Origin of the sequence: Roseomonas sp. TAS13 (assembly GCF_001950415.1) — a bacterium.
In the GTDB taxonomy this organism is placed as follows: Bacteria; Pseudomonadota; Alphaproteobacteria; order Acetobacterales; family Acetobacteraceae; genus Roseomonas; species Roseomonas mucosa.
Map to the genome: position 1 here is coordinate 1 of NZ_BDLP01000091.1, position 13,217 is coordinate 13,217.

Sequence of the window (13,217 nt, forward strand, 5' to 3'; positions counted from 1 at the left end):
TCGCCTTACGGTGGAGCTGTGCGTAGATGTGATCAAGAGACAGGACCCCTGGCGCGCCCTCCCGCCACACTACGGCAACCCCGCCACCATCGCCCGCTACTTCCGCCGCCTCACCCACAGCGGCCTCTGGACCCGCCTCCTCACCCTCCTGGCCGAAACCCACCCCAATCACCCCCTCCGCGCCATCGAGCATCGCATCTGCCGCGCCGCCCGCCGCGCCTACCGCATCCTCGGCCTGCGCCTCATCCTCCTCGCCCGCCGCCTCGGCCTCCGCTCCGCTCTCCCCGGCCCGCCCTGGCTCCTCCCGGACCCGGATTTGTCCGAAACCCTGCGCCGGGTGAAAATCCCGCCCTTTCCAACGCGCTACGGCACCCTCACCGCCTACCGGAACTGGCTGAAAACCCTCGCCGCCCTCCACCGCACCGCTGGCGGCCGTGCCCGCCTCCCCAACCACCTCCGCCACGCCTGGCCATGAGCACCCGTCCCGGCAACCCTCCCCCGATGCGCGAGCCCCTGGACATCGCGCCCGCGCCTTCCCACAAGGCGAACATGTCCAGCCTCGCCCCCCTCGCCCCGGCCCCACTGGCGCCGGAGCGTGCCAAGCAGCTCGCCGCGGAATTCGGCCTGAAGCCGGATGAGTTCGAGCGTGTCCTCGCCATCCTCGGCCGCCAGCCCTCCATGACCGAGCTCGGGATCTTCTCGGTGATGTGGTCGGAACACTGCTCCTACAAATCCAGCCGCGTCTGGCTGAAGGAGCTTCCGACCAAGGCCCCCTGGGTCATCCACGGCCCAGGCGAGAACGCCGGCGTCATCGACATCGGCGAAGGGCTGGCCGCCATCTTCAAGATGGAATCCCACAACCACCCGAGCTTCATCGAGCCCTACCAGGGTGCGGCGACCGGCGTGGGCGGCATCCTGCGCGACGTCTTCACCATGGGCGCCCGTCCCATCGCCAACCTCAACGCCCTCCGCTTCGGCTCGCCGAAGAACCCGGTGACGAAGCGCGTCCTCGACGGCGTCGTCCGCGGCATCGGCGGCTACGGCAACTGCGTCGGCGTGCCCACGGTGGGCGGCGAGGTGAACTTCCACCCCCGCTACGACGGCAACCCCCTGGTCAACGCCATGACCGTGGGCATCGCGCCAAAGGACCGGATCTTCCTCTCCGCCGCCGCCGGCATCGGCAACCCCGTGGTCTATGTCGGCAGCAAGACCGGCCGCGACGGCATCCACGGCGCCACCATGTCCAGCGCGGAATTCAACGCGGACAGCGAGGAAAAGCGCCCCACCGTCCAGATCGGCGACCCCTTCGCGGAGAAGCTGCTGATCGAGGCCTGCCTGGAGCTCATGGCCACCGACGCCATCGTCGCGATCCAGGACATGGGCGCCGCCGGCCTCACCTCCTCCGGCGTCGAAATGGCCGGCAAGGGCGGCGTGGGCATCGAGATGAACCTCGACAACGTCCCGCAGCGCGAGGACGGCATGACCGCCTACGAGATGATGCTCTCCGAATCGCAGGAGCGCATGCTGATCGTCCTCCGCCCCGGCGTCGAGCACATCGCGGAAAACATCTTCCGCAAGTGGGAACTCGACTTCGCGGTTGTCGGCCACATCACCGACACCGGCCGCATCGTGGTCAGGCACAAGGGCCAGGTCGAGGCCGACATCCCCCTCGCCCCCTTGGAATCCGAGGCCCCCCTCTACCGCCGCCCCACCGCCGAAACGCCGAAGCAGCCCACGCTGAACGCGGCCGATATCCCCAACCCCACCACCATCGGTGAGGCCCTGCAGACCCTCGTCGCCAGCCCGGATCTCTGCTCCCGCCGCTGGATCTGGGACCAGTACGACGCCACCGTCGGCGGCAACACCACCCGCCGCCCCGGCGCCGCCGATGCGGCGGTGGTCCGCGTGGGCGAGGGCACCCGCGCGCTGGCCATCACCACCGACTGCACCCCGCGCTACGTCCTGGCCGATCCGGAGATGGGCGGCACCCAGGCCGTGGCCGAGGCCTGGCGCAACCTCACCGCGACCGGCGCCCTCCCCCTCGCGATCACCGACAACATGAACTTCGGCAACCCCGAGAAGCCGGAGATCATGGGCCAGTTCGCCAGCGCCGTCCGCGGCATGGCCGCCGCCTGCAAGGCGCTGGACTTCCCGGTCGTGAGCGGCAACGTCTCCCTCTACAACGAGACCGAGGGCCGCCCCATCCTCCCCACCCCCGCCATCGGCGCGGTGGGCGTGCTGGAGGACGTGGCGAAGGCCACCCGCCTCGCCGCCCCCGCCAACGCCACCCTCGTCCTCCTGGGCGCCACCACCGGCCACCTGGGCCAATCCCTCTGGCTGCGGGAGATCGCGGGCCGCGAGGACGGCGCCCCCCCGCCCGTGGACCTCACCACCGAGCGCCGCACCGGCGACTTCCTCCGCACCCAGATCACCGAAGGCCGCATCCAGGCCGCCCATGATTGCGCCGATGGCGGCCTCCTGGTCACGATCGCGGAAATGCTGATGGAAACCGGCACCGGCCTCCGCCTGCGCGACGTGGCGGGCTCCATCCCCGCCCATGCCTTCTGGTTCGGCGAGGACCAGTCCCGCTACGTCGTCGCCACCGCCGACGCCCAGCCCCTCCTCGCCGCCGCCCAGGCCGCCGGCATCCCCGCCACGATCCTGGGGGAGACGGGCGAGAAGGACTTGGTTCTCCCGGACGGCACCGCCATATCCGTGGCTTCGCTGCGGGCCGCCAATGAGGCTACCCTGCCCGCACTGATGGAGGGGAACTGACCCATGGCCATGGAGCAAGCCGAGATCGAGGCGCTGATCCGCGCCGCCATCCCGGACGCCCGCGTGACCATCGAGGACCTGGCGGGCGACGGCGACCACTACGCCGCCACCGTCGTGTCCGAGGCCTTTCGCGGCAAGTCCCGCGTCCAGCAGCACCAGCTCGTCTACGCCGCGCTGCGGGGCCGCATGGGGGGCGAACTCCACGCCCTCGCCCTGCAGACCTCCGCCCCCGATTGAAAGGAACCCCATGAGCGACGCCACCAGCGCCCGCATCCAGCAGGAGATCACCGAGAACCCGGTGGTCCTCTACATGAAGGGCACCCCGGCCTTCCCGCAGTGCGGCTTCTCCGCCCGCGTGGTCCAGATCCTCAGCCATGTGGGCGTGCCCTTCAAGGGCGTGAACGTTCTGGCCGATCCCGAGCTGCGCGAGGGCATCAAGGCCTTCACCAACTGGCCGACCATCCCCCAGCTCTATGTCCAGGGCGAGTTCGTCGGCGGCTGCGACATCATCATGGAGATGTTCCAGTCTGGCGAGCTCCAGACCTTGCTCCAGGACAAGAACATCCCCACCGGGCAGGCGGCCTGAAACCTCCCCGGAAAGCCGGAAGCCTCACCCATCCCGGCGCCAAAGCAAACCCCGGCAGGGTCCGCCCTCGCCGGGGTTTCTTTTGTCCGGATACCGACTCTCCCACCGGCTCCGTAACCAACACGGAACGAAAACCCCGCTCCGGCAACGCACCGGCACCCGGCGGGGAAACACGCCCCGTCCAGGCCGCCCTCCATCCCTTCCGTGTCCTGCGGCTGGAGCGCCAGCACCTTCCCTCAGGCGCCGAGCTGCCTGCCCCGCCGCCCCGGCACCCGCCGGGTCCAGGCCACGCCTACCACCAGGGCCAGCATCACCGCGGCCGCCAGCGCCGCCAGCACATCCAGTTGGTTCGCCCCCAGATTGGCCACCACCACGGCCACCAGTGCCCAGCCGACGCCGCCCAGGTACCAGACGCTGCCCCTGGCTGCCCAGACCACCGCCGCGGCGAAGCCCCCGGCCGCCAGCAGCAGCAGCACCGCCGCCACCGTGGCCACCATCCCCTCCACCGGGATAATCCCCGCCACCCGCGCGGCCCCGGAGATGTTCGCGAAGCAGGCGGCCGTCAGCCATCCCGCCATCAGACCGGTCAGCGGCAGCACCAGCCAGCGCCCGCTGCGCGAAGGCTCCACCCCACGCCGCGCCAGGAAGAAGGCCGCCAGGGCGCAAACGACGTTCAGCAGCATGATCGCCACCAGGAAGAACCCGTTCCGCCCGCTGAACTGCGCCACTGCCTCCCACAGCGTGTTCAGCGCGAAGACCCCGACCAGCGGCCAGCCGACGCGGCTCAGCAGCGGGTCCGCATGGTTCATCGGCAGGATCTGCCAGACGCCATAGGCCAGCGAGAGCGCGAAAAGCACCGTCCACATGATGGGGAAGGCATAGTTCGCCGGCACCACTGGCGTCTGGCTGCTCCCCGACACCACCGCCATGGAAGTCCCCACCCCCACCAGCGGCAGGAGCCCCACGACGATCTGCACCAGCGGCAGGATCAGGGCCAGAACACGTCGGGTCTGCTCACTCGGCACAGGCGATTCTCCCGGGAAGGCACAAAGCTTACTCCAGAAACGCGAAACGCCGCCCCCGGGGGTTCGTTCCCAGTGGCGGCGTTCGGCAGGAGGCCCGAAAGGGTTACCTGTGAGGCGAAAGGATCAGCGCGAGTAGAACTCGATGACCAGGTTCGGCTCCATCTGCACCGGGTACGGCACATCGCCCAGCTTCGGCGCGCGGATGAAGGAGCCCTTCATCTGGCGGTGGTCGATCTGCACATATTCCGGCACGTCACGCTCGCCGGACTGCGCGGCGTCGAGCACGGCGGTCAGCTGCTTGGACTTCTCCTTCACCTCGATGACGTCGCCGTCCTTTACGAGATAGGAGGGGATGTTCACGCGCTTGCCGTTCACCAGCAGGTGGCCGTGGTTGACGAACTGGCGGGCCGCGAAGGGCGTCACCGCCAGCTTCATGCGGTACACCACGGCGTCCAGGCGGCGCTCCAGCAGCTCGATCAGGTTCTCGGAGGTGTCGCCCTTGCGGCGCACGGCCTCCTCGTAATACTTGCGGAACTGCTTCTCGCCGATGTTGCCGTAGTAGCCCTTCAGCTTCTGCTTCGCCATCAGCTGGATGCCGAAATCGGTCGGCTTCTGCTTGCGGCGCTGGCCGTGCTGGCCGGGGCCGTACTCGCGCTTCGCGATCGGGGACTTCGCACGGCCCCAGAGGTTCACGCCGAGGCGGCGATTGATCTTGTACTTGCTTTCCGCGCGCTTCGTCATGCGGCGGGTCCTTTCGTCTTCGATGGCCCGGTGGGCCAGTTTTGTCCCGGTAGTCCCCCGGCCCCGAAAGGCCGGAAGCGGGCGCGCGGCAGAACGCCACGTCCACATTCCCAGGAAGGAGGGCGCCCCTTAACGGCGTGCCACCCCCTTGTCAAACCCCCGCTTGTCAAAGCGGCAGGCTTCCTGCACCTGCTGGGATACGATGGTGAGACGCGAAGAGATCCTGATCCTCGGCCTGACCGCCGGGGTCCTCGGCTGCCTGACCGGCGGGACGATGTTCGGCATCGGCCTCGGCATGGTGGTGCAGGGCGCCCATATCGGCTGGTTGCTGGCCCTTCCGGCCGCGCCGGTCGCCGGCATGCTGGGCTATGCCCTGGCCCGTCGCCTCGCCACTCGGCTGGAGCCCATGCGCTAGACATCCGGAGATACGATCGCTGGTTGGGGCGCCAGGACCCTAGGGCTCACAGCCGGTAAAAACCTGTTCTTCCTGATTAATTCCCAACAAAACTATCACAGTTAATGCCTGTGCCCCGGCTGTGATACAGTTAGCCGCTCCGGCAGCCTCTAGCCTACAGACTGCCCTTGCATCCCGGAAGCCCCGACAGCAGCCCCACCGGGGAGGCGGGGGGAGTACTTCGCAAGGCCACCCCCGTTCGCTGGCGGGTTCTTGCAACCCCCATGGGATGCATCAGGGGGCACGAGGTTTCCTGAGCCGTACCCCGGAGGGCGGGGAGAACAACAACGACAACAACGGGCTTTAGGCATTCTTTTTGAAGCGAGTTCCTGAGAACCCCCTTGGGGGCCGTTTCCCAGCCTAGGGACGTTACGGCTTCCAACGAGAGCCGGAGCCCCACCCATCACTTATGTCTTCACGATACTACGAACGTAGTATGTTGTTGACATGGTAAGGGCTGCACGAGAGAATCGACTTATGACCACGAGCCAGCCCCCCCGATCCTTCAAAGCGGCGCCAAGCCGCGCCTTCGTCGCCTACTGCCGCGTCTCCACGGCTCAGCAGGGCCGTAGCGGGCTTGGGCTGGAAGCTCAGCAGGCAGCCATCCACGCCTACCTGAAGCCCGGCGACAGGCTCCTGAGCCCGATCTTCGTGGAGGTGGAGACCGGCAAGGCCAATGACCGGCCAGAGCTTGCCAAGGCCCTAGAGCGCTGCCGGAGGACGGGTGCCACGTTGCTTGTCGCCAAACTGGACCGGCTGGCCCGCAATACCCGCTTCCTTCTCTCCATCGTGGAAGGCACGGGTGACGCTGGCGTTGTCTTCCTTGATCTGCCTGCGATCCCGGCGGGGCCAGCGGGCAAATTCATGCTGACACAGTGGGCGGCGGTGGCAGAGCTAGAGGCGGGCTTGATCAGCCAGAGGACCAAGGATGCTCTCGCGGCTGCCAAGGCACGCGGCGTGAAGCTCGGTGGCTGGCGTGGGCATCGCATCGCGAGCCCCGAGACCATCCAGAAGGCCGCCGCCGCAGCAGCAGAGGCCCGCGTCAACGCAGCCGATCAAGCCGCCTTCCGCGTGCTCCCGGCCATTGAGGCGCTCAGGGACGAGGGGATCACCAGCCTCAATGCCATCGCCAACGCCCTGAACCAGAGAGGCCCGCAGGCGCCCCGTAGAGGCTCGTGGACGGCTACGGCTGTGCGGCGGGTATTGGCGAGGGCGCGAGATGCTGAGGCGTCCTGAGGGCTGTTCTGTGGCTTCTGAGAGGATGGTTGGCGAAATTGACAGCAAGACAGCAATACGGCTCGACATCATTACTTCGGATACCTGTCTCGTATCATTCTCACATCGGGTGTTGATGAAGATGACACAGGGGATGATGACTTAAGAGTATTGTCTGTGTATTCAGTCGTTGTTACGCATAGGGAGCGCCATAGGCCGCTGAGCGGCTCCATAGAGCGCCAAGGAACCTCCTATGCCCTCCATCGACTTCAGTGACGCCCCCGTCCCCTTTGCCGCCAAGCTCCCCGGCTTCGTGGACCGATGCAGGGAGCGTGCTGCCTCCCCAAGCCACAGAGCCCTGGTTTCCCTCGTGGCCTCCCGCGTGGCCGAAGTCCTGCCTGCGTACCTGGCGGCACGCCCCGGCGACAGGCGGCTAGAGGAGGTCTTTCAGGCGGCTCAGGAAGCCCACGAGGGCCGGGGGGATGCCGAGAGGCTTGCGGCTGCCCTGGATGCCTGGGAAGCGGTCGATGGCGATATGACCGAGTATGGCTTTGACGATGCCACCAAGGCCGCCTTCTGGGCTGTGTCAGCCTTCTACGAGGCGATGTGGGACGATGGCGAGTGGGTGGCGGCGCTGAAGCTGGCTGACCGAGCCCTAGGCGCCATGAGCCAACCTGAGCAGGCCACGGCATATCAGCAGGCCGCATAATGCCCGCCTTCGCTGCCAGGGCCTTCCTCGCATTCGTGGAGGGCCGGGAGACCCCTCTGCAAATGGACGTGCTTCTAGGGTTCCGGGAGCCTCCTGCGCCCAGCCGCGCCTCAGAAGCGGCGCCCGGTCCTTAGCGCGTCATGGCGTGATCCGAGGCGCTTCCATAGGCGCCTTGGCCGCGCTCAGTCCCCCATCATCGTCATCATTAATCGACAACCAGAGAGAGAACTTTATGACCACCGCGACTATCGGCGGCTTGACCACGCACGCCCCGAGCACGCCCAGCCGCGCCTCAGAAGCGGCGCAAGCCGCGCCACCAGCGGCGCCCAAGGTACGCAGAAGAAGAGGGCAGCGGAACCTAAACCCCACCGTCCTGCCCGTGCTCGCCTTCCCTGCTGATGATACCACCAGCCAGGGAGAAGCCTGCGTTCTCGTGGGGCTTTCCGGCACCCCTGCGATGCGAGACCTCGGCGGGGCACGGATGCTGCTGCGTCAAGAGCATTGGGAGAGACTGAAGGAGGCTGAGGCGGCGTGCTGGACTGCGGGACCTAACGGCGACGGTGGGTTCTTCGTTGCCAGCGGAGCCTTAGCGGCGCGAAGGATCGAGGGCGCAGAAGGAAAGCGGAGAGCGTTCCTTGCCAGGATCGTTGCAGCATGGTCGGGGATCGCTGTTCCGAAGGGCTGCGTATTGCGCTTCCGAAATGGCGATAGCCTGGACCTGCGCCCCGGCAACCTTGAAGTCGTCAGAAACGGGATGCAGCGGGGCTCTCATGAGCGAGAGGCGCCTCCGCGCATCGTGGCCCAGCATTGAATTGGGCATCGGATTGTGTTGTATATCTGCAACTGTTGTATATAGATCACATTCCAAGAGGATAACCGAATAAAGATGCTCTGGCGCTCGTGAGACAAGAGGGCGCCAGAGACCTCCTTAGCATCCATGAGCGGGATCATTGTTGTTGATCTATGATGGTCTCGCCCATGACCACCTGGGTCCTCTTACGCTCTTAAGCTCCCAGGTCCTCATGGGTCTCTTAAGGTCATGAGAGGCACCACCGACACCGAGGGTAATAGGCACAGTTATGACCTTATGCTAACCATCACCCTCCACCATTCAGCGAAGCCTCTATGACCGAAGACACCGCCATGCTCCTCCCTGCGGTGGCCGAGGCATCCGGAACGTTGCCCTACGCCTCAGGGACCTGGGCTGAACCTCCACTCCCCTTGCCGTCCGGTGTCACCCCCACAGGGGCCATGCGGCTGCTCCTGAGCCAGCAAATGAACGAGTGGGACCCGAGGACCCTGGCGCTGACGGAAGCCGCCCATGGACTCTTGAAGGCCGTTACGGGGCATGTGGAGACGCACGAGGCATCGCAGGCCGGAGGTAGGCGAAGGGCACGCGGAAAGGCTCAGCCAGAGTTCGTCCGGTCTCTGACGGCATTGACAGGCAGCGTCCTGCGCCGATGGGGTGGCACGTCGCCAGGGTTCGCCAAGGTCAGGACGGCCAAGGAAGCCGTGAAGGAAACAGGGCACATGTCCCGCCAGTTCGAAGGCGCCTTGGAAGGTCTCGTGGCTTCGGCGCTGTGCCACCGCCAGCCCGGTATCCGCTATGGGCGGGACAGTGGAGGGCTGGCAGCCCGGCAGCACTACATGGGCGCCGCCTCGCGCCTGTGGCCCGCTCCTGCCCTTCTCAGGCTGGCCGAGGAGCATGGCATCAGCCCCGCCAACGTGAAGCAGCATTTCGGTGTTCGTCTCGCTGGCGTGGTGCCGAAAGCCGCCGCCGAGGATGGTCCATTGCTGCGGCTCAGGGGCGTTGCTGAGCGGCATGGGGCGATACCGGAGACGCTCCCCTACGATCCGCAGGAGCCTGCCTTTGCTGCCATCCTGGCGGGCATTGAGCGGCACAACGAGAGGGCCGCAACCACCCCCATCACCGGGTGCAGCGTGGTTCCACGATGGCGCCGCACCTTCGTCCTCACCACGGACCTGGGAGGCCGGTGGTCCGCTCTCGGCGGGGTCCTGGGCTACCAGAGCGCCAATGAGGCCACGCGCCTACAGATGACCATAGACGGCGAGGCGGTGGCCGAGGTGGACCTGAGTTCCAGCCATCTCACCCTCCTTCACCATCTCCTTGGGCTGCCCCGGCCTGCGGGAGACCTCTACGACATCCCCGGTGTCTCTCGTGATGCCGCCAAGGCATTCACGGTCATCACCCTAGGCAACGGCGCTCCCCCGGCGAAGCGGTGGCCACCGAAGACGCTGAGCGACAGTCCGGCACTAGCCCAGGAGGACTATGGCGCCGTCAGGGAAGCCGTCTGCGCCCGTTATCCGTTCCTCGCGGAGCCCTGGCGTGCCGTGGCGTCCCTGAGCGACCTGGCTGAGCCGAAGAGGCTACTGCTGTCCAAGCTCAACGGCATGGAGGCCAGCATCATCACCGATGCCGTGGAGGCCGTGTGGGCGGCGGGAGAGGCGCAGGGGCGGCGCTGGCTGGCCCTCCCGATGCACGATGGTCTCGTGGTGCCTGAGAGCGCTGTGGCGGCCACGGTGGAGGCATTCAGGGCTTCGGCACCCTGTGCGGTGCGGCTGAAGGTCTCATGGGCGGATGGGCGGGTGGAGGTCGTGGAAGGGGCGTGAGAGCCGAGGGATGACCTCGGATGCCGCTGTGCGGGAACTGAGGGGCGCAGGATATGGCGGTTGTCTCCTGATGATGTGCGCGTGGTTCCCAGAGGGCTAATCTCTGGGAAGGGCGTGAACCACTACCTTGCCGGTCTAGGGGAGGGCGTTGATCGACAGACCCTTAATGCCCGTACCCTCGGAATTTTCGGGGGTATTCGCGGCAACCCGATGCGGTGCTTCATCAGCGAGGCGGGGCTTTACCGCCTCATCATGCGAGCCCAGACGGAACGCCCTGAGGTTGCCAGCTTCCAGCAGTGGGTGACGCGGGATGTCCTCCCGGCGATCCGCAAGGATGGCGCCTATGTTATGGGGGAGGAGAAGGCTCTTGCGGCGCCAGACCGTCACCCGTGCGTCCAACCTTAATCTGTTTAAGGTAGGTCGCGGGAGTTCCCGTTGCCTCCTCATCTCCGAAAGCGGCCTCTACAAGCTCATCATGCGATCCGACAAGCCGGAGGCTCGCCAGTTCCAAGAATGGGTGACGCGGGATGTCCTTCCGGCGATCCGCAAGGATGGCGCCTATGTCATGGGGGAGGAGAAGGCTCTTGCGGCGCCAGCGGAGCCGATGCACGCTTGCGGAGCCCCCGGTTCCCAAGGCCGGAGCGGTACTAGTCATAGTCTAGCTTGCACGGGGGATGCAGGGGGCAGGCCGCGCCTCTTGCGTCCCCTTCGCGCTCTCTCGCGGTCATGGTCGGTGATGGATGGAGGCGCTGCCTATGCCCTCCTTAGCCCGCCTTCGCCGCCTTTCTAGCGCCGCTTGGCGCGGCTTGGCCCTTCTTCGCCACCGTTGCCCGCCGCACGTTGCGTGGGTCGGCATAGGGCCGGGAGCGTTCCTTCCGCGCCACCTGCGGTCTCCGGTCCTGTGTCTCTTCCAGCGCCTTACGGACATCCTCCGACATGCCCAGGTCCACCATCTGCCGGATAGCGGTTCTCCGGATATCCATAGGCGTGCTTCCGGCGCCCACATAAACGCTGCCCAGGAGGTCATTCCGCGAGTGGCCCGCCAAGTCCTGCCGTACCGTCAGCACGCAGGCGGCTCCTCCCTTGGCTTCGGCAGCCTCTAGATGGGTAGCCACGGAGCGGCGAAGCGAATGGAAGTCCGTCCGCTCAGCTTGGGGCAGGACGATGCGACGGAACTCCGTGAACCGTTTGGAGGCTGTCCATCCTCGTTTACTGTCGGGGCCACCGGCAGGGCATTCCGCGAACAGGACATCGGGGTCTTTAGGATCAGCCGTGCCCTGGGCCTTTCGTGCCTGTGCCTCTGCAACGCGGGTCCGGAGCACGCCTTGGGCCAACTCGTGGACAGGGATGGTGCGCGAGGCGTTCGCGGTCTTGCCCTCGCGGATGGTGATGGCTGAGCAGTCGGGCGCTACGTCTCCCAAAGTCAGGGAGCATATCTCATCCAGCCGGGCGCCCGTCAGCAGGCCAAGACGGACAAGATCAAACATAGCGGGGCCATAACCCCATCGCCGCCCCTCGTTTGGATCGGATCGGAGGAGGGCCACCAGTTCGGCAGCCGTATAGGCTCGCTTCGGCGGCTTGCCCTTGGAGAGTTTGGCAGCACGCTCCTTCAGCCCCTTCGCTTTGCCTGTCCACGGGTTCGTTGTGGCGTAATGGCGCTCGTCCACAGCCCAGGACCAAAAGCTGGACATGGAGGATAGGAGGCGTGCCACGGTCCTTGGATGCCTACCGCTATCCGAGAGCCATTCGCGCCACTCGCCTGCGAGCATCCCCCGCACCGCATCCATTCCGACGCTGGTCAAAGGATCGTCTCCCGGAAAGCCCTGCGTGGTTAAGAACTCCCCAAGCAACTTCAACGCCTGCCGGTGCTGCATGAGGGTCTGGTTGGCTCTCACGCCATCGAACGCCTTGATCCAGCGATCAAAGGCATCCCGGATTGTCAGATCGTTTGATGTGGCACGGCGCAGAAAGGCGGTGGAGGCGGTGTCACTGACCCGGCTCTCTAACTCTCGCGCCTCTTCAATGGTCTCATTCAGCGTCTCGTCATAGGCACTGAGTAGATCGTGCCCTGGCTCCTCCCGAGAGGCACGCTGAAGCTCCCTCCGGCGCTCCTCGGCCCGCTTCATCCAGTCGGCAGTCCAGTCGCCACCGAGCGGCGGCAAGCGAACCATGGCGAGCCTCTCGTTTACTTCGGCCCGGATGGCTTCCAGGGCGGGACCACGGCGCTCCAATGCCTCCTGATAGAGCGTGGTTCGGAGAGAGCGGATGATCTCAGTCTTGCGCCCTGATGGCGTCGCAAAGGCCCGTCCAGCGTCACGCACGCGGCTCTCGGGGATATCGAGACGCACATAATAGGTGCCTCCCTTGGCCCGCTGAAGGTTGTTCATGTCGAGCGGCTCACCTGTGGAAGTGGGAGCCGGGGAGACCCATCTGGACATCACAGTCAGGCTATCACAGCGGCCTTAAACGGACCAAGCTGTGACAGGCATCTAGTATGATGATTTTGCTTGAAAAATCAGGAGATGGTTGGGGCGCCAGGATTCGAACCTGGGAATGGCGGTACCAAAAACCGCTGCCTTACCGCTTGGCTACGCCCCAGTAGCAGGCCCTTGCGAGCCGGGCTTTCGCGTGGGGAGGGAGATAATCGGAGCCCAGGGGGTCCGTAAAGACCTCCCGGTCCGGGTTTCTTTCCACCGCGTCGCAGCAGCAGGCCACGACTCAGCCTTCTGCGGGCGCCCCGCCCCAGCGCCACCAGGCGGAGGGCAGGCTCTCGGCCGCCGCCTGGGCCATGGCCGGATCGGGAAAGAGGCCGAAGCAGGTCGCGCCGGAACCGCTCATCCGCGCCAACAGACAGTCCTTCCGGCTGGCGATCGCCGAGAGCACCTCCGTCACGGCGGGGCAGAGCTCTCGTGCCGGGGCCTCCAGATCGTTCGTGCAGCGCCGGAGATCCTCGGCCATGGCCCGGACACTGGACCAGGATGCGGGCAGTTCCGCCGGAGGCGTGGAGCCGGGCGCCCGGGCACGGAACACGGCGGGCGTGGACAGGGGGATGCGCGGATTGGCCAGCAGCAGCCCATAGGC

General features: G+C 66.3%; 13 protein-coding genes, 1 tRNA gene and 1 pseudogene. 10 read left to right on the forward strand and 5 right to left on the reverse strand.

Annotation, left to right across the window (positions count from 1 at the left end; translation table 11 throughout):
• The 4 genes from ROTAS13_RS09640 to grxD all read left to right on the forward strand — a co-directional run.
• The coding region (locus tag ROTAS13_RS09640) for a hypothetical protein (protein WP_371329179.1) at nucleotides 1-475 on the forward strand (475 nt) is incomplete at its 5' end.
• 74 nt (nucleotides 476-549) lie between these two features.
• The gene (gene purL / locus ROTAS13_RS09645) at nucleotides 550-2,775 is read left to right on the forward strand and encodes a phosphoribosylformylglycinamidine synthase subunit PurL (protein WP_075822207.1); all 2,226 of its coding nucleotides are present in this window, start codon (nucleotides 550-552) and stop codon (nucleotides 2,773-2,775) included.
• 3 nt (nucleotides 2,776-2,778) lie between these two features.
• Entirely contained in the window at nucleotides 2,779-3,012 is a 234-nt protein-coding gene (locus ROTAS13_RS09650; RefSeq protein ID WP_019459690.1) for a BolA family protein, read from the forward strand.
• A 10-nt stretch (nucleotides 3,013-3,022) separates the two neighbouring features.
• Nucleotides 3,023-3,361, forward strand: a complete 339-nt coding sequence (gene grxD / locus ROTAS13_RS09655) for a Grx4 family monothiol glutaredoxin (RefSeq protein WP_019459689.1) — start codon at nucleotides 3,023-3,025, stop codon at nucleotides 3,359-3,361.
• A 236-nt stretch (nucleotides 3,362-3,597) separates the two neighbouring features.
• On the opposite strand, the gene ROTAS13_RS09660 is transcribed toward grxD, so the two are convergent.
• On the reverse strand, nucleotides 3,598-4,386 hold the full coding sequence (locus ROTAS13_RS09660) for a tryptophan-rich sensory protein (RefSeq protein ID WP_075822200.1): 789 nt from the start codon (nucleotides 4,384-4,386) through the stop codon (nucleotides 3,598-3,600).
• A 123-nt stretch (nucleotides 4,387-4,509) separates the two neighbouring features.
• Complete coding sequence (gene rpsD, locus ROTAS13_RS09665; protein ID WP_019459687.1) at nucleotides 4,510-5,127, reverse strand: 30S ribosomal protein S4; 618 nt, start codon at nucleotides 5,125-5,127, stop codon at nucleotides 4,510-4,512.
• A gap of 202 nt (nucleotides 5,128-5,329) precedes the next feature.
• On the opposite strand from rpsD, the gene ROTAS13_RS09670 reads away from it, so the two are divergent.
• The 6 genes from ROTAS13_RS09670 to ROTAS13_RS27765 all read left to right on the forward strand — a co-directional run bounded on the left by ROTAS13_RS09670 (nucleotide 5,330) and on the right by ROTAS13_RS27765 (nucleotide 10,926).
• Nucleotides 5,330-5,542 carry a hypothetical protein gene (locus ROTAS13_RS09670; RefSeq protein ID WP_019459686.1) on the forward strand — a complete coding sequence of 71 codons (213 nt, stop codon included), beginning with the start codon at nucleotides 5,330-5,332 and terminating at the stop codon, nucleotides 5,540-5,542.
• A 516-nt stretch (nucleotides 5,543-6,058) separates the two neighbouring features.
• Nucleotides 6,059-6,817, forward strand: a complete 759-nt coding sequence (locus ROTAS13_RS09675; RefSeq protein WP_075822201.1) for a recombinase family protein — start codon at nucleotides 6,059-6,061, stop codon at nucleotides 6,815-6,817.
• Between the two features lie 232 nt (nucleotides 6,818-7,049).
• Complete coding sequence (locus tag ROTAS13_RS09680) at nucleotides 7,050-7,505, forward strand: hypothetical protein (RefSeq protein WP_075822202.1); 456 nt, start codon at nucleotides 7,050-7,052, stop codon at nucleotides 7,503-7,505.
• A 1,275-nt stretch (nucleotides 7,506-8,780) separates the two neighbouring features.
• Complete coding sequence (locus tag ROTAS13_RS09685; protein ID WP_139323305.1) at nucleotides 8,781-10,136, forward strand: hypothetical protein; 1,356 nt, start codon at nucleotides 8,781-8,783, stop codon at nucleotides 10,134-10,136.
• Nucleotides 10,137-10,346: 210 nt separating this feature from the next.
• Entirely contained in the window at nucleotides 10,347-10,541 is a 195-nt protein-coding gene (locus tag ROTAS13_RS28580) for a BRO family protein (protein WP_075822204.1), read from the forward strand.
• Nucleotides 10,480-10,926: a BRO family protein gene (locus tag ROTAS13_RS27765; RefSeq protein WP_256371390.1), complete on the forward strand. Its 447-nt coding sequence runs from the start codon at nucleotides 10,480-10,482 to the stop codon at nucleotides 10,924-10,926. Before ROTAS13_RS28580 ends, ROTAS13_RS27765 begins: the two co-directional genes overlap by 62 nt.
• Here the strand turns inward: ROTAS13_RS27765 and ROTAS13_RS09700 are convergent.
• The 3 genes and pseudogenes from ROTAS13_RS09700 to ROTAS13_RS09710 form a co-directional block, all read right to left on the reverse strand.
• Nucleotides 10,901-12,523, reverse strand: a complete 1,623-nt coding sequence (locus tag ROTAS13_RS09700) for a tyrosine-type recombinase/integrase (protein ID WP_171979068.1) — start codon at nucleotides 12,521-12,523, stop codon at nucleotides 10,901-10,903. The two genes, ROTAS13_RS27765 and ROTAS13_RS09700, sit on opposite strands and share 26 nt — an antisense overlap.
• 136 nt (nucleotides 12,524-12,659) lie before the next feature.
• A tRNA-Gln gene (locus tag ROTAS13_RS09705) sits at nucleotides 12,660-12,734 on the reverse strand.
• A gap of 120 nt (nucleotides 12,735-12,854) precedes the next feature.
• A pseudogene (locus ROTAS13_RS09710) lies at nucleotides 12,855-13,217 on the reverse strand (4-(cytidine 5'-diphospho)-2-C-methyl-D-erythritol kinase); the annotation flags it as partial.